This is a genomic window from Sphingomonas sp. BK235 (assembly GCF_004345855.1).
Lineage (GTDB): Bacteria > Pseudomonadota > Alphaproteobacteria > Sphingomonadales > Sphingomonadaceae > Sphingomonas.
Map to the genome: position 1 here is coordinate 59,937 of NZ_SLXN01000009.1, position 16,111 is coordinate 76,047.

18 protein-coding genes are annotated in these 16,111 nt (G+C 74.6%); 10 read left to right on the forward strand and 8 right to left on the reverse strand.

Annotation, left to right across the window (positions count from 1 at the left end; translation table 11 throughout):
- The first annotated feature begins 18 nt into the window (after positions 1 to 18).
- A complete protein-coding gene (locus tag EV292_RS18910; RefSeq protein WP_132910819.1) occupies positions 19 to 1,209 on the forward strand; it encodes an acyltransferase in 1,191 nt (396 codons plus the stop codon).
- On the opposite strand, the gene EV292_RS18915 is transcribed toward EV292_RS18910, so the two are convergent.
- Positions 1,178 to 2,056, reverse strand: coding sequence for an alpha/beta hydrolase (locus EV292_RS18915; RefSeq protein ID WP_132910820.1), 879 nt, complete (start codon positions 2,054 to 2,056; stop codon positions 1,178 to 1,180). The genes EV292_RS18910 and EV292_RS18915 overlap by 32 nt on opposite strands.
- On the opposite strand from EV292_RS18915, the gene EV292_RS18920 reads away from it, so the two are divergent.
- Positions 2,055 to 2,621, forward strand: coding sequence for a hypothetical protein (locus tag EV292_RS18920; RefSeq protein WP_132910821.1), 567 nt, complete (start codon positions 2,055 to 2,057; stop codon positions 2,619 to 2,621). The genes EV292_RS18915 and EV292_RS18920 overlap by 2 nt on opposite strands.
- 41 nt (positions 2,622 to 2,662) lie before the next feature.
- On the opposite strand, the gene EV292_RS18925 is transcribed toward EV292_RS18920, so the two are convergent.
- Positions 2,663 to 3,190 (reverse strand): AAA family ATPase, encoded by a 528-nt coding sequence (locus EV292_RS18925; RefSeq protein WP_132910822.1) that lies wholly within the window; start codon positions 3,188 to 3,190, stop codon positions 2,663 to 2,665.
- Positions 3,191 to 3,285: 95 nt separating this feature from the next.
- Complete coding sequence (locus EV292_RS18930; protein WP_132910823.1) at positions 3,286 to 4,212, reverse strand: LysR family transcriptional regulator; 927 nt, start codon at positions 4,210 to 4,212, stop codon at positions 3,286 to 3,288.
- A 109-nt stretch (positions 4,213 to 4,321) separates the two neighbouring features.
- On the opposite strand from EV292_RS18930, the gene EV292_RS18935 reads away from it, so the two are divergent.
- The 3 genes from EV292_RS18935 (at position 4,322) to EV292_RS18945 (ending at position 6,666) form a co-directional block, all read left to right on the forward strand.
- Entirely contained in the window at positions 4,322 to 5,086 is a 765-nt protein-coding gene (locus EV292_RS18935; protein ID WP_132910824.1) for a hypothetical protein, read from the forward strand.
- 159 nt (positions 5,087 to 5,245) lie between these two features.
- Entirely contained in the window at positions 5,246 to 6,229 is a 984-nt protein-coding gene (locus EV292_RS18940) for a DMT family transporter (RefSeq protein WP_132910825.1), read from the forward strand.
- A gap of 11 nt (positions 6,230 to 6,240) precedes the next feature.
- Complete coding sequence (locus EV292_RS18945) at positions 6,241 to 6,666, forward strand: hypothetical protein (protein WP_132910826.1); 426 nt, start codon at positions 6,241 to 6,243, stop codon at positions 6,664 to 6,666.
- Positions 6,667 to 6,679: 13 nt separating this feature from the next.
- Here the strand turns inward: EV292_RS18945 and EV292_RS22775 are convergent, their stop codons facing one another.
- The gene (locus EV292_RS22775) at positions 6,680 to 6,841 is read right to left on the reverse strand and encodes a hypothetical protein (RefSeq protein ID WP_165927183.1); all 162 of its coding nucleotides are present in this window, start codon (positions 6,839 to 6,841) and stop codon (positions 6,680 to 6,682) included.
- A 160-nt stretch (positions 6,842 to 7,001) separates the two neighbouring features.
- Between EV292_RS22775 and EV292_RS18950 the strand changes: the two genes are divergently transcribed.
- Both EV292_RS18950 and EV292_RS18955 read left to right on the forward strand, forming a co-directional pair.
- Positions 7,002 to 7,721 (forward strand): YafY family protein, encoded by a 720-nt coding sequence (locus tag EV292_RS18950; protein ID WP_132910827.1) that lies wholly within the window; start codon positions 7,002 to 7,004, stop codon positions 7,719 to 7,721.
- A 48-nt stretch (positions 7,722 to 7,769) separates the two neighbouring features.
- Positions 7,770 to 8,141 (forward strand): DUF1330 domain-containing protein, encoded by a 372-nt coding sequence (locus EV292_RS18955; protein ID WP_132910828.1) that lies wholly within the window; start codon positions 7,770 to 7,772, stop codon positions 8,139 to 8,141.
- 27 nt (positions 8,142 to 8,168) lie between these two features.
- Here EV292_RS18955 and EV292_RS18960 read toward each other — a convergent pair whose 3' ends face one another.
- A complete protein-coding gene (locus EV292_RS18960) occupies positions 8,169 to 10,004 on the reverse strand; it encodes a methyl-accepting chemotaxis protein (protein ID WP_132910829.1) in 1,836 nt (611 codons plus the stop codon).
- A gap of 188 nt (positions 10,005 to 10,192) precedes the next feature.
- On the opposite strand from EV292_RS18960, the gene EV292_RS18965 reads away from it, so the two are divergent.
- The 3 genes from EV292_RS18965 to EV292_RS18975 all read left to right on the forward strand — a co-directional run bounded on the left by EV292_RS18965 (position 10,193) and on the right by EV292_RS18975 (position 12,011).
- Positions 10,193 to 10,546 (forward strand): hypothetical protein, encoded by a 354-nt coding sequence (locus EV292_RS18965; RefSeq protein WP_132910830.1) that lies wholly within the window; start codon positions 10,193 to 10,195, stop codon positions 10,544 to 10,546.
- 101 nt (positions 10,547 to 10,647) lie between these two features.
- On the forward strand, positions 10,648 to 11,088 hold the full coding sequence (locus EV292_RS18970) for a hypothetical protein (RefSeq protein WP_132910831.1): 441 nt from the start codon (positions 10,648 to 10,650) through the stop codon (positions 11,086 to 11,088).
- Positions 11,085 to 12,011 carry a cation transporter gene (locus tag EV292_RS18975; protein WP_132910832.1) on the forward strand — a complete coding sequence of 309 codons (927 nt, stop codon included), beginning with the start codon at positions 11,085 to 11,087 and terminating at the stop codon, positions 12,009 to 12,011. The genes EV292_RS18970 and EV292_RS18975 overlap by 4 nt, the downstream gene beginning before the upstream one ends.
- 207 nt (positions 12,012 to 12,218) lie before the next feature.
- On the opposite strand, the gene EV292_RS18980 is transcribed toward EV292_RS18975, so the two are convergent.
- From EV292_RS18980 to EV292_RS18990, 3 genes are all read right to left on the reverse strand, one after another.
- Positions 12,219 to 13,664, reverse strand: coding sequence for a Gfo/Idh/MocA family oxidoreductase (locus tag EV292_RS18980; protein WP_132910833.1), 1,446 nt, complete (start codon positions 13,662 to 13,664; stop codon positions 12,219 to 12,221).
- A gap of 85 nt (positions 13,665 to 13,749) precedes the next feature.
- Entirely contained in the window at positions 13,750 to 14,874 is a 1,125-nt protein-coding gene (locus EV292_RS18985; RefSeq protein WP_132910834.1) for an endonuclease/exonuclease/phosphatase family protein, read from the reverse strand.
- Positions 14,875 to 14,935: 61 nt separating this feature from the next.
- The gene (locus EV292_RS18990; RefSeq protein ID WP_132910835.1) at positions 14,936 to 16,069 is read right to left on the reverse strand and encodes an FAD-dependent monooxygenase; all 1,134 of its coding nucleotides are present in this window, start codon (positions 16,067 to 16,069) and stop codon (positions 14,936 to 14,938) included.
- Between the last annotated feature and the right edge of the window lie 42 nt (positions 16,070 to 16,111).

Sequence of the window (16,111 nt, forward strand, 5' to 3'; positions counted from 1 at the left end):
CAGGGAGAGAGAGCCGCTATGACCGCACCGTCGGCCGCCACGTCGACCGATGCCACCGCCCCCGCGAAGAGCCATTATGTCGTGCTCGACGGGCTGCGCGGGGTCGCCGCGCTGACGGTCGTGCTGTTCCACACGCTGGAGGCCTATTCGGGCGGCGACCCGACGCGCCAGATCATCAACCACGGCTATCTCGCGGTCGACTTCTTCTTCCTGCTGTCGGGCTTCGTCGTCGCTTATGCCTATGACGACCGCTGGGGGCGGATGCGGCACCGCGCCTTCTTCCTGCGGCGGCTGATCCGGCTCCAGCCGATGGTGGTGCTGGGCAGCCTGTTCGGCGCCGCGCTCTTCTACCTTCAGGCCGGGCCGCTCTTCCCCAAGATCGCGGCGACCCCGGTGTGGCAGCTGCTGCTGGTGATGCTGCTCGGCTGCACCGTGCTGCCGCTGCCCAAGGCGTATGACGTGCGCGGCTGGGACGAGATCCACCCGCTCAACGGCCCGGCCTGGTCGCTGTTCTACGAATATGTCGCCAACGTCGCCTACGCCCTGGTGCTGCGCCATCTGTCGCCGCGCGTGCTGGCGGGGCTGGCGCTGCTCGCGGCGGGGCTGCTGCTCGACGTCGCGCTGCGCGGCGAGCGGCGCGACCTGATCGGCGGCTGGTCGCTCGACGCGGCGGGGATCAAGGTCGGGCTGGCGCGCCTCTGCTACCCGTTCATCGCGGGCATGTGGCTGATGCGCTCGGGGCTGCGGCTGCGCAGCCGCCACGCCTTCCCGCTGTGCGCCGGGCTGCTCGTGGTGGCGCTGTCGGTGCCGCGGCTCGGCGGCACGCCGCACCATATCGCCAACGGGCTGTACGACGCGCTGTGCGTGCTGCTGCTGTTCCCGCTGATCGTCGCGCTCGGCGCGGGGGAGAAGCGCGCCGGCGGGTGGAGCCTGCGCGTCGCGCGCGTCCTCGGCGACCTGTCCTTCCCGCTCTACATCACCCATTATCCGCTGATCTACGTCTACACCGCCTGGGTGGTCGACCAGCGCGTGCCGCCGCGGATCGGTGCGCCGGTCGGGGTCGCGCTGGTGATCGTCGCGGTGGTGATCGCGCGGCTCAGCCTCACCTTCTACGACGTGCCGGTGCGGCGCTGGCTGGCGCGGCGCTGGCTCGGCGCGCGCGCGCCGGGCGCGGCGCTCAGCGCGCGGGCGGATCGCGCGGCGGGGTGAGCAGCCCCTCGTCGCTCAGCCAGTCGGCGAGCCGGTCGGGCCAGTGCTGGATCGCGAGCCGCTCGTCATGGACGCCGACGTTGAAGCCGTGCCCGACCCCCGCGAACAGGTGGAGCTCGGCCGGGGTGCCGGCGCGCTGGAGCTGCTGGAACAAGGCGAGCGCGGGCGCGGCGCAGCAATCGTCGAGCGTCCCCGCGGCGATGAAGGCGGGCGGCGCCCCCGCGGCCGCCGGCGCGGGGATGCCGAGCGGGCCGGGATAGAGCAGCACCTGGAAATCGGGGCGCGCGCTGACCCGGTCGACCGCGTCGCGCGCGCGCTCGTCGGGCGGCGCGGGATGGTCCGCCACCAGCGTCACCAGCTCGCCCCCGGCGGAGAAGCCCATCAGCCCGATCCGGCGCGGGTCCACCCCGTAATCGGCGGCGCGCGCGCGCACCAGCCGCACCGCGCGCCGCGCGTCCGCCGCGGCGTCGCGCTCGATCGCATAGGGTGAGCCGGGCTCGCGCGCGAGCCGGTAGCGCAGCACGAACACGGTGATGCCATAGCGCGTCAGCAGGCGCGCGGGCGCGACGCCCTCGTTCTGGAACACCAGCATGCGATGCCCCCCGCCCGGCGCGAGGATGATCGCGGTGCGCCCCGCATGCGCGGCGCGCGGGCGGAACACGGTGAGCGAGGGGCGATGGACGTTGTGGACATAGGCGCCGCGCTCGAGCTGCTCGGGCTCGCGCGCGCGCGCGCCCGCGCCGGGGGCGTCGCCCGGCCACAGCGCGATCACCTCCGCCGCCTCGGGCGTCGCCGCGGCGAGCGCCACGGGCAGCAGCAGCGCGGCGAGGAGGGACGATCGGGACATGCGCGCGGCTCCACCGACGGCACCGGGCGCGCCGCCGCTTCTCGCGCGGATGTGGCACGATATCCCGCCGCCTGTCGACGGCGCGCGCGGGGGCAAGTCTGTGTTGCGCGCGGCGGCGCTACCGCCGGCGCGGCGGATCGCGGACAGCAGCGGCACCCAGCAGGAGCCCGATATGATCCACCCCATCCACGCCGCGACGCTCGACCGGCTCGCCGCCACGCTCGACCGCGACGCCCCTGTCGTCATGCTCAACCTGCTGCGCTTCGACCCCGCGGGCGGGCAGGCGCGCTATTTCGGCGACTATGTCCCCGCCTTCCGCCGCATCGCCGCCGCGCTGGGGATCGAGGGGATCGCGCCGCTCTGGAGCGGCGCGGTCGCCGCCCCGCTCGCCGCGCCCGCGGGCGAGGCATGGGACGCGGTGGTGCTGGTGCGCTATCCGCGACTGGCGGACTTCGCCGCGATCGTTTCCAGCGCGGCCTATCGCCGCGACGCCGCGCCGCACCGCGAGGCGGCGTTGCACGACTGGCGGCTGATCGCGCAGACCGAGCTGGCGCGCGCGGCCTAGCGCCGGCGCCAGCCCGGTTGAAATCGAGCAATGGGAAGGGCTTAGCGCCTCAAGTCGTTGGTGCGGTAGAAGGCCGCCAGTGCGCCGCCCGTTACAATCTGCATCTTGGGCAGGCTGATGCCAGCGGTCATAGCGCGATAGCGGATGCGGTTAGCTCTAGTTGCGACGACGATGTGCCGGATCATGTCCCATTTCACGCTATCGCGACCGCCCTCCAGAGCGCCGCGCCGATCGCGCTCGAACCAGCAGCGTCGAATGTACCTATACAGGCTGGTTGTCGTTGGAACGTCGAGAAGAATGAAGCCGGTCGCTCGTTTCAGCCGTTGCGGGAGCAGCCGGGAATAGTTGCCGTCGATCACCCAGCGGTCGCCAGTGATGGCCTTGTCGTGAAGCGCGGCAAAATCCTCTGGCGGTCGTGGAACCCAGTCGGTGTGCGGAAGATGGTGTAGCTGGTCGAGGTGAACAACCTCCAACCCTCTCGCTCGCCCGATGGCCTCCGCCAATGTGGACTTACCGCTGTTCGATGGCCCCATGATACAGATGCGTGTTCCTAGATCGTCCAGCTTCATGGCACCGACGTACCTCATCGCTTCGCTAATATAATCGCGCCACCGCGCCCGCGGGAGCACCGCGCCGGTTCGCACCGGATCTGTTACCCCTGAGCTCAGACGTCGAGCGCGGGGGTGTGGCGCCGCAGGAAGCCGATCAGCTGCTCGACCCGCGGCAGCGTCAGCCGGGTGTCGCGCCGCAGCAGCGTCACCGCGGTGGCGGTGTCGCGCCAGCCGCGCAGCAGCTCCACCATCTCGCCCGCGCGCAGCGCCTCGGCGGCGAGGAACAGCGGCGCGCAGGCGATGCCGACGCCGTCGCGCGCGGCGCGCCACCCCGCCTCGCCGTCGTCGAACACCAGCTGCGGGTCGGGGGTCAGCCGCTGCGCCGCGCCGGTGTCGGGCGCGCGGAAGCGCCAGTGGCGCACCAGCCCGTCGTCGCTCGCGCGGAAGCCGATCAGCCGGTGCCCGTGCAGCGCCTCCGGCGTGTCAGGCACCGTCCGCCCCGCGAGATAGGCGGGCGCGGCGCAGACCACCCAGGGCGAGACGAACCAGGGCTGACGCACGTGCCCCGGCACGTCGTCGAGCGGCCCGGTGCGGATCGCGAGGTCGATGCCATGGTCGGCGAGGTCGAGCCGCTCGTTGCTCGATCGCAGGTCGAGCCGCAGCGCGGGCAGCTCGCGCGCGAGCGCGGGGAGCAGCGGGACGAGGCAATGCCGCAGCAGCGCGACCGGCGCGGTGAGCCGTACCCAGCCGCCGTCGGCGTCGCGCCGCGCCCCCAGCGTGCGCGCGGCCTCGCCCATCGCGTGCAGCGCCGCGCGCGCGGGCGCGACCAGCGCCTCGCCTTCCGCGGTGGGGGAGGTGGCATGGGTCGAGCGGTGGAGCAGCTTGACCCCGTGCGCCGCCTCGAGCCGCGCGATCGTCTTGGACACCACCGGCGTGGCCAGCCCGAGCCGCCGCCCCGCCGCGGCGAAGCTGCCCGCGTCGACGATGGCGAGGAAACAGCGCAGCTGCGCGAGCGACAGATCGGGCGGGGTCACGGCCATGCGACGCGATCCTAGGGGCTTGGCCGGGCGCGAGGGAAGGGGGCAGGGGGAAAGGGGGAGGCGGCGGAACGCGATGGACCCGCGCGCCGAAGCGCGGCATCATCGCGGCATGACCGATGACCCCGATCAGCGCGGGCCGATGATCGATCGCGCGCGCGACGTCGCGACCGGCCTCGCCGAGGTCGGGCTCGGCCGCGCCGAGGAACTGTTGCGCCGCCTCTCGCCCGAGGGGCGCGAACAGGCGCGGCGCGAGCGCGCGGCGCGCGCGCGGCGGCAGCAGCGCCTGCTGGTGCGGCTCGCGCTCGCCGCGGCCGCCGCGCTGCTCGCCTGGGCGCTGCTCGCGCTGGTCGCCCCCGCGGCGGTGGCGCTGCTGGTCGCGGCGGCGCTGATGCTGGCGCTGACCGTGCTGGTCACGCTGCGCGCCGCGCCGCGCGCGCCGGGGCGCGAGGCGCTGGCGGGCGCGGCGCTGCCCGGGCTGGCGGAGGAGGCGAGCGTCTGGCTCGCGGCGCAGCGGCGCGGGCTGCCGCCCCCCGCGGTGCGGCTCGCCGACGCGCTGGACGCGCGGATCGCGCAGCTCGCGCCGCAGCTGGCCCGGCTCGACCCGCGCAGCCCCGCGGCGGAGTCGCTGCGCCGGCTGATCGCGCAGGAGCTGCCTGCCTTGGTCGACGGCTGGCGCGCGGTGCCGGTCGCGGCGCGGCGCGCGCGCCACGCCGACGGGCGCACCCCGGACGAGCATCTCGTCAACGGGCTGCGGCTGATCGACGCCGAGCTGGCGCGCGCGGAGGAGCAGTTCGGGCACGACCCGCGCGATCACATCGCGGTGCAGGGACGCTATCTCGAGCTCAAATACGACAAGGACGACCGGCTGGGCTGACGCGCGCGGCGGGGGAGCGGAGCGCGATCGGGTCCGTCGTCGCGGCGCGGCGCCGTTCCGGGTCGTCCGCGGCTTGTCGCGTCGGGCGGCACGAACAACAGCGCATCGCCGCGGCGCGGTGCGATCGCCCCGGCGACAGCGCGGGTGGGAGGACGAGCGATGGACGGGACGGCGCGCGGGCACGACCGCGACCATGCGCTGGGCATCGCCTGCGGCGCCGGCGCGGGGGCGCTGTGGGGGCTGGTGTTCCTCGCGCCCGCGCTGGCGCACGACGCCACCCCGCTCCAGCTCGCGGTGGGGCGTTATCTCGCCTTCGGGCTGCTGTCGGTGGCGTTGCTGGGGCGGCGCGGGCGCGCGCTCGCCGCCTCGCTCCACCGCCGCGACCTCTGGTGGCTGGCCGCGCTCGCGCTGAGCGGCAACACGCTCTATTACGTGCTGCTCTCGACCGCGGTGCAGCAGGGCGGGATCGCGATGACCGCGCTGGTGATCGGCTTCCTCCCGGTGACGGTGACGATCATCGGCAGCCGCGAGGCCGGCGCGGTGCCGCTGGCGCGGCTCGCCCCCGCGCTGCTGCTGTGCGCCGCGGGCGCGCTGTGCATCGGCTGGCCGGCGCTCGCCACGGCCGGCGGCGCGGCGCGCGCGCCGGGCGGCGCGGGGGCGCTGGCCGGCCTGGTCTGCGCGGTCGGCGCGCTCGTCGCCTGGACGCTCTATGCGGTGGGCAACAGCCGCTGCCTGGCGCGGCTGACGCGCGTCTCGGTCCACGAGTGGAACCTGCTCGTCGGCGTCGCCACCGGGGTGCAGGCGCTCGCGCTGCTGCCGTTCGCGCTCGTGCCGGGGGCGGGACCGCGCGAGCCGGCGGGGTGGCTGCGGCTCGGCGGCGTGTCGATCGCGGTCGCGCTGCTCGCGTCGGTGGCGGGCAACGCGCTGTGGAACCGGATGAGCCGGCTGTTGCCGCTGACGCTGGCGGGCCAGATGATCCTGTTCGAGACGCTGTTCGCGCTGGTCTATGCCTGGTGGTGGGAGCGGCGCCTGCCGCGCCCGCTCGAGCTGCTGGCGCTAATGCTGGTGGTGGCCGGCGTGCTGAGCTGCCTCGCCGCGCATCGCGCGCCGCGTCTCTTGTCAGCGGCCGGTGCGCGGGAGTAGGCGCGACGGTCATGACGAAAGGTTTCTCCCTGCCGGTGCTGGCGCTGGTCGCGGTGGCGAGCGCGGGCGCGGCGCAGCGCCCGGCCTCGGTCGAGCGGCAGTGGACGCGCTGCCGCGCGATCGCGGGCGATGCCGCGCGGCTGGCCTGCTACGACGCGATCGCCGCCACCCCGCCGCGCCCCGGCGCGACCACGCGCGTCCCGCCCGAGATCGAGGAAGGGCCGCTGACGTCGACGCTGCGCGCGGCCTCCTATCGCGTGCCGGGGGGCTGGACCTTCGTGCTCGCCGACGGCACGCGCTGGACCCAGACCGACGACACGCCGATCGCGCGCCGCCCGGTCGCGGGCGACGCGGTCGAGGTGCGCCGGGGCATGCTCGGCAGCTTCCGCCTGCGGCTCAAGAACGGCCAGGCGGTCAAGGTGAAGCCGCTGCCCTGAGGCGCGGCGCGCGTCAGGAGAAGACGATCACCGGCGCGAAGCCGCGCGCCGCGCTGCCGCCATGCGCCGCGCTCCGGGCGAGCCGCCGCAGTCCGGCACGGCCGTCGCGGCGTGCGACATGTGCCGCGCAGAAGGCGCGAAAGGCGGGCTCGTCGCTCAGCATCGTGGTCGGCACGGCGGCATCGTCTCCTCGCGGCCGGGACGGCCGCGTCGCCGTCCCGCTGCGCGCGCCGGATTGCGCGAACATGGCGTGCGTTGCCGGCCGGTCGCGCCGCGCGGTATAGGCGCCGCCGGCGTGGCGTTCCCGCCGACCCGCCCCCGGAGAGCTGCCGCCGATGTCGAGGACGAGCCGCCTGTTCGAGCTGATCGGCGTGTTGCGCGCGCGGCGCACGCCGGTCACCGCGACCGACCTGTCGGAAGCGCTCGGCGTGTCGCCGCGCAGCATCTATCGCGACATCGAGACGCTGCGCGGGCTGGGCGCGCCGATCGCGGGGCAGGCGGGGATCGGCTATCAACTGGGCGCGGGCTTCTTCCTGCCGCCGCTGGCCTTCTCGCCGGACGAGCTCGACGTGCTGATCCTCGGGCTCGGCTGGGTGCGCGAGCGCGCCGACGCGACGCTGGTGGCGAGCGGCGAGAGCGCGCTCGCCAAGATCCTGTCGGCGCGCGGCGGCGATGCTCTGGGCGAGGCGAGCTCCCCCGCGCTGCTCGCCGCCGCCTCGCTGTCGCGCCGCGCCGACCCGCCGCAGGTGGCGACGCTGCGCGACGCGATCCGCCGCCAGCGCAAGCTCGCGATCCATTATGCCGATGCCGCGGGGACGCCATCCGAGCGGATCGTCTGGCCGATCGCGATCGTCTATTTCGACGACGCGCGCGTGCTGGCGGCCTGGTGCGAGCGGCGCGACGCCTTCCGCCACTTCCGCGTCGACCGCATCGCCGCGGCGACACTCCTCGACCAGCGCTATCCCGGCCGCCGCCACGCGCTCTACACGCGCTGGCGCGCGCAGGACCGCGACTGGCGCGCCTTGCTGACGGTTTCTGACAGGACAGCCGGATAGGGATCGCCGCGGCGCCCAGGTTCGGGCGCCGCCATGGAGCGAGATCAGATGGTTGCTTTCTCACCCGACGTGTTCGCGGCGTTTCTGGCGGAGGACGACGACCAACCCGTCGTGATGCTCAACCTGCTGCGCTTCGCGCCCGACGGCGGCCGCGCGCGCTACGACACCTATCTGGGCATGGCGCGGCCGATCCTGGCGCGCTTCGGGGCGGGGATCGTTCTCGGCGGCGAGGGGCTGGCGGTGCTGACCACCGGGACCGAGCGCGGCTGGGACGCGGTGGTGCTGGTGCGCTATCCGACGCGCGCCGCGTTCAAGGCGATGGTCGACGATCCCGAATATCAGCGTGCCTTCGCGGTGGGCCAGTCGGCGATCGCCGACATCGTGCTGCAACCGCTGCGGCCGAGCGACGCGCTGAGCTGAACCGCCGGGGGCGGGCGCGGCCCCCGCTCAGCGCTCGCCGGCGCGGCGGCGGAGCTCCTCGACGAACGTGTCGATGCGCGCGTCCAGTTCGGTGGCGCGCTGGCGCACGCGATGGCCGATCACGCGCGTGCCGTCGGCCGCGTCGGCCAGCGTCAGCGCGGCATGCGCGATCAGCTCGACCGTGTCCGAGGTCGCGTTGGCGTTGGTCTCCACCTCGGCGGTGACCGCGTGGATCCGCGCCGCCTCCGCCTCGTGCCGCTCCACCGCGGCCAGGCTGCTGCGGAACGAGTCGGACAGGCTGGTCAGCAGCGCGTGGACGCTGTCGACCAGCTGCGCGGTCGCGCCGCTCGCCTCCTCGATCCGCTGCACCGCGGTGGCGATCGAGGTGGTGGTGGTGGCGATCTGGTTGGCCAGCCCCTTCACCTCGGCCGCCACCACCGCGAAGCCCTGGCCCTGCGCCCCCGCGCGCGCCGCCTCGATCGTGGCGTTGAGCGCGAGCATGTTGGTGCGCGCCGCGATCTCGCCGATCAGCCCCGCCGCGGCGCCCACCCCGGCGACCTCCTGGCGCAGCAGCAGCTGGCGCTGCTGCGCGTGGCTGGCCTCGCGGATGCTCGAGCGGATCCCCGCCTCATGCCCGCGCGCGTCGGTCTGGATCGTGCGCACCGCGGCGAGCAGGCGCGCGAGCGAGGCGGCGATCGTGTTGGTGTTGGTCACCGTCAGCGCGCTGCGCTCGCGCGCCGATCCGGCATGATCGGTCTGGAGCGACACCATCGTCTTGGCCGCGCCGACGCGCTCGTCGAGCGCGGAGGCGTCGAGCACCAGTTGCGCCGATATGTCGCCGATCGACGCCGACAGCGCGTCCGCGATCTGGCGCGTCACCGCGCGATGCTCCTCGAGGTGGAGGCGGTCGCGCTCGCGCTCGCGCTGCTGCGCGGTGGCCAGCGCGGCACCGGCCTGTTCGGCACGCGCGCGCGCCGCCTCGGTGGCGCGATGCGCTTCCTCGGCGAGGTGGAGCGCGCGCTCGGCGGCGCGGGCATGGTCGCCGGCGGCGCGGGTCTCCTCGACCAGCCGGCGCTCGCCGGTGACGATGCGCAGCACCAGCGCGATGCTGAGCAGCAGCAGCACGATCCCGCCCAGCGCGAGCGGCAGCGCGAGCCGGCGCAGCACCAGCGACCCCGGGCGATGGTCGCGCCACTCGATCGTCGCGAGCGGCGGCTCGCCGGGATTGCCGAGTCCGTAGGAGGCGCTGCCCGGTCGCGCCACCGCGCCGGGGCGGACGCGCAGCGCGTGCAGCCCGAACATCGGCGCGAGATTGGACAGGTTGAGCGTCGCCAGTGGCGCGATCAGCACGAGATAGCGCGGCGGGCCGGGCAGCGCGCGCGCGGCGTCCTTGTAGCGCACCACCCCCGCGGTGACGACGACGAGCCGGCCGCGGATCACGAGGAACAGCGCGCGCGGCTTCGCGCCGGCATAATGCGCCGGGTCGCGCGGCAGCAGCCCGAGCACGCGCGGCAGCGACGCGCCCAGCGTCGCGGCGAGGTCGCCGCCGGGCGAGCCTTCCGGATGCACCGCCAGCAGCGTGGTGCCGCGCGCGTCGATCAGGAAGGTGGGGGCGTTGCTGCTGGTGACGATGGTGCGGACCCAGGCCGCGTCGGGCACGCCGTAGAGATGCGCCACCGCATCGTCCCAGGCGGTGACCGCGGCGACCGACTCGCTGAGCGACTGGAGATCGCGCTGGAGCGCGCCGCGCACCATCTGGACGCGCTCGGACGAGCCCTGCGCGTTCATCGCCGCGGTCAGCCCGGCGACGATCACCGCGAAGGCGGCGACGACGACGAACAGCAGCAGCGCGAGCTGGAACACCGTCGCCGATCGCCAGGCGGGGCGCGCTCCTTCGGCGGATCGTCCTGCTCTCTCCATGGCTTGCACGTAATCGACGGGGGTTAAGACACGGTTGAGCAACATGCGCGGGGCGCGGGTCGCCGACCATGTTGGCGCAACGTCGGGCTGGTCTGATGCACCCATCGACGATTCGATGAGGAGAGTTCACGATGTTGATATCGCACCGTCGCGCGCGCACGCGCGCCGCCGTCGCCGCGCTCGCGGCGCTGTCCTGTGTCGCCGGCGCGGGCGGCGCCGCGGCGCAGATCGACTGGGGCCGCGCCGCGCAGCGCGAGGACCGGCGCACCTGCGAGAAGTTCGGCGCCGACGGGGGCAAGGATTATACCCGCTGCATGCTCGCGCAGCAGCGCCGCCGCGACCAGGCGCCGCTCTACGCCGCCGAGCAGCAGCGCGCGAATGCGCAGGCGGCGCGCGACAATGTCGAGACGGTCCGCCGCATCCGCTGCAACCGCGAGGCGAAGCGCGCGCGCGAGCGCGGCGAGCGGGCGCCCTGGTGTCCGTGACGCCGGACGCGCGGATCGTCGCGCGCTCCTTGTATTCAGGCGTAGAATCAGGCTGATGCGCCCTGTGTGGCGGTGGGCCGTCACCGCCGCAGGGGTCGCCGATGAGATTCGCCTGTTCGTCGCTCCTGCTGCTCGCCGCCTGCGGCGACATACCGCGCGACCCCGAAGGGACGCTCGACACCGTCCGCGCCACCAGGGTCATCCGCGTCGGCGCGGTCGGCGGGGCCGAGACCGGCGACGCCGCGGCGGCGCGCGCGGTGCTGCGCGGGGTCGCGGCGCGCACCGGCGCCACCCCGCGTCTCACTTATGGCACGCTCGAGCCGCTGCTGCTGCGGCTCGAGGCGGGGCAGCTCGACCTCGTCGTCGGCGCGCGCTTCGACGCCAAGAGCCCGTGGGCGACCCGCGTCGCGCTCGGCCCGGCCTATGCGCGCCGCGACGAGGCGGGCGGCGTCACCGCCGCGCATGTCGTCGCGCGCAACGGCGAGAACGGCTGGATCACGCTGGTCGCGCGCGAGACACGCGCGCGGGCGGGGGCACGATGAGCGCGGGCCGCGTCCCGGAGGCGCTCGTGCCCGTGATGGCGCGCGCGCGCCGGCTCGAATATTGGTCGATCGCCTGGACGCTCAGCGTCATCCTGGTGATGGGCGCGGCGATGGGGTCGAGCCAGACGATGAAGACCGCCTGGATCGAGGATTGCCTCAGCCTCGTCCCGCCGATCGTCTTCCTGGTCTCGGCGCATCTCGAGCGTCGCGCGCCCTCCGCGCTGTTCCCCAACGGCTTCGCGCGCGCGCCCGGGGTGGCGTTCGCGCTGGCGGCCGCCGCGCTCGCCGCCTTGGGCGCGATCCTGCTGTTCGACTCGGCGCGCAGCCTGATCGCGCGCGAGCACGCCACCGTCGCGTCGACGACGATCCTCGGGCGCGAGATCTGGCTCGGCTGGCTGATGGTGGCGGCGCAGGCCTATTCGATCGTCGTGCCGATCGTGCTGGGGCGGCTCAAGCTGCCGCTCGCGCGCGCGCTCGCCGACAAGACGCTCCACACCGACGCGATGACCCAGAAGGCCAATTGGATGACGGGGGTCGCGGGGATCGGCGGGGTGATCGGGATCGGGCTGGGCTATTGGTGGGCGGACGCGGTCGCGGCGGGACTGATCGCGCTCGACATCCTCAACGACGGGCGGCGCGCGCTCGCGGCGGCCGCGGCGGAGCTGGTCGACGGCGCGCCGCGCGCGCTGGACGGGGCGCGGGTGGCGGACGACGCGATCGCGCTGCACGCCGCGCTCGACGCGCGCTTCCCGGGGGCGGAGGTGCGGCTGCGCGAGACCGGGCGCGTGATCGGCGCGCAGATCGTCGGCGCGCTGCCGGACGAGGCGACGCTCGACCCGGCGGATTACTGGCCGAGCGATCCGGCGCGATCGTGGCGGCTCGACCATGTCAGCTTCGTGCCGCCCGCGCCGCCGGAGGAGTGACGTCACCCGCTTGATCCAACGCCGTCCCCATCGGCGATCGTGCCGCTATGCGTGGTCGCTCTTCCGCCTTCGCGATGGAACGGCCGATCGGGAACGACGGCGCGAGAGCGGGACGGCGGTCACGAGGCGACGCTAAGCGCCGGCGCGGCGTGGGGAAGCCGGCGGTGACCGGCACCCCCGCTCCCCCGCTCCCCGCGCCCCCGCGGATCAGCCGCGCCGCGGCATCGGCACCGCGCTGTCGCGGCCCGGCATCGCGGGGAAGTCGGGCGGCGCCAGCCCGGTGACCAGGTCCGCGATCGTCACCGGCCGCCCGGTGCGGAAGCATTGGTTGGCGGCGACCCCGACCAGCACCGCCGCCGCCCCCGCGCGCTCGTCGGCGCGGCGCAGCAGCGGGTCGGAGGCCGCGGCGGGGTCGAAGATCTCCGCCAGCATCACCGTGTCGCCGCCGCCATGGCCGCCCGCCCCGGTCGCGGGGGGCACGTCGCGCGGGTCGCCGCGCATCGGGATGATCCGCGTCTGGATCGCATCCCCCATGCTGCTGCCGTTCAGCCCCGAGATCCCGGCCTGCTCGATCACGACATGCTCCAGCCGGCCCTTGGTGCCGTTGAACGCGATCGTATAGCCCTCCCACGCGTTGAAGGCATTGAGGCTGTAGCTCAGCGTCGCGCCGCGCGCGTAGGTGACGATCACGTTCATATTGTCCTCGATGTCGATCGCGGGACGCCAGACGCAGCCGTCGCGGTAATAGCCGTCGTAGCGCTCGTTCTCGAGATAGAGCGACCGCAGCTCGGGGTCGGCGGCGAGGTCGAGGAAGAAGGTGCAGCGCTCGCGCTCGGGGCAGGTGTGGCAGCGCTCGTGCGCGCCCGACAGGCCGAGCCGCCGCGCCATCGCGGGCGTGTAGAAATCGCGCTTGCCGTTCGCCTGCACCGCGACGGGCACGTCGGACAGCCACCAGTTGACCAGGTCGAAATGATGGCTGGCCTTGTGGATCATCAGCCCGCCCGACATCGCCTTGCTGGCATGCCAGCGGCGGAAATAGTCCGCGCCGTGGCGCGTGTTGAGCAGCCAGTGGAAATCGACCGACAGCACCTCGCCGATCTCGCCCGCCATCAGCAGCTCCTTCACCTGGCTGCGATAGGGGGCGTAGCGGTAATTGTGCGTGACGCGGACGTGGCGCCCGCTGCGGCGGACCGCGTCCATGATCCGCTGCGCCTTCTCGGCGGTGGTGGTCATCGGCTTCTCGGTGACGACGTCGCAGCCCGCCTCGAGCGCGCGGACGACATAATCGTCGTGGAAGGCGTCCGGGGTGGTGACGATGACGACGTCGGGGCGCTGCTCGCGCACCATCCGCGCGAAGTCGGCGGCGAGATAGGCGCGCGGTGCGGCGGCGCCGGCGCGGCGCGCCATCCGCCCGACCAGCGCGAGCCGCCCCGGGTTGGTGTCCACCGCCGCGACCAGGGTGGCATGCGCGCGGTGCGGCCCCCAGATCGCCTGCTGGTACATCCGGTTGCGGCTGCCGACCCCGATCGCGGCATAGCGTCGCGGCGGCGTCGCCGCGGCCTGGGCCTCGCGCGCCGCCGCCAGCGCCACGCCCGCGGGCAGCGTGCCGAGCACCTCGCGCCGCCCGATGGTCGCTCGTCCGTCCTGGTCCATCGCTCGCGTCCCTCTCCCAAGAGCTTGTTTCCGGGGGAGGTTCGCACAAGCGGGCGCGTCGGTCACGCCCGCGCGCGCCGGCGCGTCAGCGCGCGCAGGCGGGCGGGGCCGCGGCGCGCGCGCGATCGTCGGCGCGCGCCGGCCAGCTCAGCTGATAGGTCACGCGGAAGCCGTCATGGTCCGACAGCTGCGGGTTGCCGGGCGAGCCGTCGAACATCGCCTCGACGCGGACCGGCCGGACCTCGACGGTGGCGCCGCTCTCGAACAATTGCAGGTCCTGCGTGTCCATCCACGGCTCGTCGCCGTCCCAGGAGACGCGGACGTCGCACAGCAGCGGCTGGTCGCTGCAATATTCGTGGACGATCCCGAACGGCTCGGTGGCGTTGCGGAAGCGCTCGAACCGGATCGACGAGCGTTTCATGTTGAAGTCGCCGCCGAGGATCGTCGGCGTGTCGGGATCGCCCGCCGCGGCGATGAAGGCGCCGAGCTCCTCGACCTGGAGCCGGTGCGCGCGCGCGTGGCGGCGCGGCGCGACGCGCGAGGACCGCTGGGAATTCATGTGCGTGTTGAACAGGTTGATCGTGCCCGGCACGCCGGGCAGCGCGATCTGGGCGTAGAGCACGCCCTTGTTGCTGAGACAGTCGAGCCCGGCGCAGCGGCGCTTGCCGAACGGCTCGGAACGGGTCGCGACGATCGGGTAGCGGCTGAGGATCGACAGCCCCGACCCGACGAGATGGAAGCCCAGCTCCCCCTTCTTCCACTTGTACGGGCGCGGCATGCCGCCATGGCCGGGGAGCGCCTTGCGCTGGGTGCGCGACGGCCCGGACACCCGGTTGGGATAGTCCAGCCCGACGATCGCGCGCACCGCGGCGCGGCTGAACATCTCCTGCACCATCACCACGTCGGGGGCATCGCCGCGGCGGCGCATGTCGCGCAGCGTCGCGCCGATCCGCGCCAGCGATGCGGCGCGATGCGCGCGCGCGGGCCAGCCGAGCCCCTCGATGTTGAAGGTCAGCACGTCGAAGCGGGTGCTCGCGCGCGCGCCGTCGGCGGATAAGGTAATCGCGGCGGGGGCGGCGGGATCGCAGCGGTGCATCAGCGGCGCGGGCAGGCCGGCGCAGCCCGCGGTGGCGCCGAGCAGCACCGCCGCGAGCAGCGGCGGCGCGGCGCGGCGGGCGGATCGAAGGGATCGGGGGAGGAGGAAAGCCATCGGACCTCCGCCTGTGCGAACAAGCCGGCGCGAAGGCAAGCGACCGCGCGCCGACGCGGCCTCACGCGTCGGCGCGTAATGGCCCGTAGGTGCGGGCGTAGCGGCGCGGGCCGAGCCGCGGCAGCAGCAGGTCGCGCACCGCCACGGGCAGCCGCGCCGCGCGCGACATGGCGTCGGTCATCGCCTGCACATGCGCGACGCGCGGGCGGCGCCGCCGCTCATAGGCGGCGAGCGCGACCAGCGCGTCGGCGTCGCGCGCCAGACAGTCGGCGAGGACCAGCGCGTCCTCCATCGCCAAGGCGGCGCCCTGCGCCCATACCGGCGCGGTGGCATGCGCGGCGTCACCGATCAGCGCGACCCGCCCCGCGGACCAGCGCGCCAGCCGCACCTCCTCCAGTGGCGCGTGATGGACGCGCGCGCGCGCGACCACCGCGCGGACGCGTTCGGGAAAGCCCGCCGCCAGCGCGGCGAGCGTCGCGGGCGCGGCACCGCGCCGCGGCGCGCGCGTCACCGCCGCCCAGCCGTAGATCTCCCCGTCGCCGAGCGGCATGAGCAGCACCAGACCGTCGCGGCTGCCCCAGACCGTCCAGCCCGCGAGGTCGGGGTCGATCTCGGGGCCGGGGTCGGGCGCCATGAAGCGCCAGCTCGCCGCGGCGAGCAGCGCGTGATCCGGCGCGCTCCCGCCCGCCAGCATCCCCGCGCGGACGGCGGAGTGAACGCCGTCGGCGCCGACCACCAGGGCGACGGCGATCGCGGTGCCGTCGTCGAGCGTCACGTCGACACGGTCCTCGTGCGGCACGATCGCGTCGACCGCGACGCCGCGGCGCAGCCGGTGCGGCGCGAGCCCGTCGCCGAGCATCGCGAGCAGCGCCGCGCGGCGCAAGACGCGCGGGCGCGCCGCCTCGCCCCAGAAGGCGTCCTCGTCGACCGTGAACAGCGAGCGGTCCGCGGCGGTACGATAGTCGCGCCGACCCACCGGATGGCCGCGGCGGGCGATCTCCTCCGCGAGGCCGAGGCGGTCGAGCGCGCGGATCGCGTTGCCGGGCAGGTTGATCGCGAGCCCGCCGTCCGCGTCGCCGGCGCGGCGCTCGACGAGCAGGAAGGGGATCGCGCGCGCGGTCAGCGCGCGCGCGAGCGCCAGACCCGCGATCCCCCCGCCGACGATGACGACCGGCCGGTCGGACGAGATGGACATCTGACGCTCCCCCGCGCGTGACCCGAGCGGCGGCCGACCAGG

Bases quoted from the DNA above. Each gene is read 5' to 3' on its own strand.
- EV292_RS18935 (WP_132910824.1), top strand. From the start codon at position 4,322: ATGACCGATGACCCCGATCAGCGCGGGCCGATGATCGATCGCGCGCGC.
- EV292_RS18980 (WP_132910833.1), bottom strand. From the start codon at position 13,664: ATGGACCAGGACGGACGAGCGACCATCGGGCGGCGCGAGGTGCTCGGC.
- EV292_RS18930 (WP_132910823.1), bottom strand. From the start codon at position 4,212: ATGGCCGTGACCCCGCCCGATCTGTCGCTCGCGCAGCTGCGCTGTTTC.
- EV292_RS18990 (WP_132910835.1), bottom strand. From the start codon at position 16,069: ATGTCCATCTCGTCCGACCGGCCGGTCGTCATCGTCGGCGGGGGGATC.
- EV292_RS18970 (WP_132910831.1), top strand. From the start codon at position 10,648: ATGAGATTCGCCTGTTCGTCGCTCCTGCTGCTCGCCGCCTGCGGCGAC.
- EV292_RS18985 (WP_132910834.1), bottom strand. From the start codon at position 14,874: ATGGCTTTCCTCCTCCCCCGATCCCTTCGATCCGCCCGCCGCGCCGCG.
- EV292_RS18955 (WP_132910828.1), top strand. From the start codon at position 7,770: ATGGTTGCTTTCTCACCCGACGTGTTCGCGGCGTTTCTGGCGGAGGAC.
- EV292_RS18925 (WP_132910822.1), bottom strand. From the start codon at position 3,190: ATGAAGCTGGACGATCTAGGAACACGCATCTGTATCATGGGGCCATCG.
- EV292_RS18910 (WP_132910819.1), top strand. From the start codon at position 19: ATGACCGCACCGTCGGCCGCCACGTCGACCGATGCCACCGCCCCCGCG.
- EV292_RS18965 (WP_132910830.1), top strand. From the start codon at position 10,193: ATGTTGATATCGCACCGTCGCGCGCGCACGCGCGCCGCCGTCGCCGCG.
- EV292_RS18950 (WP_132910827.1), top strand. From the start codon at position 7,002: ATGTCGAGGACGAGCCGCCTGTTCGAGCTGATCGGCGTGTTGCGCGCG.
- EV292_RS18940 (WP_132910825.1), top strand. From the start codon at position 5,246: ATGGACGGGACGGCGCGCGGGCACGACCGCGACCATGCGCTGGGCATC.
- EV292_RS18915 (WP_132910820.1), bottom strand. From the start codon at position 2,056: ATGTCCCGATCGTCCCTCCTCGCCGCGCTGCTGCTGCCCGTGGCGCTC.
- EV292_RS18975 (WP_132910832.1), top strand. From the start codon at position 11,085: ATGAGCGCGGGCCGCGTCCCGGAGGCGCTCGTGCCCGTGATGGCGCGC.
- EV292_RS18945 (WP_132910826.1), top strand. From the start codon at position 6,241: ATGACGAAAGGTTTCTCCCTGCCGGTGCTGGCGCTGGTCGCGGTGGCG.
- EV292_RS18920 (WP_132910821.1), top strand. From the start codon at position 2,055: ATGCGCGCGGCTCCACCGACGGCACCGGGCGCGCCGCCGCTTCTCGCG.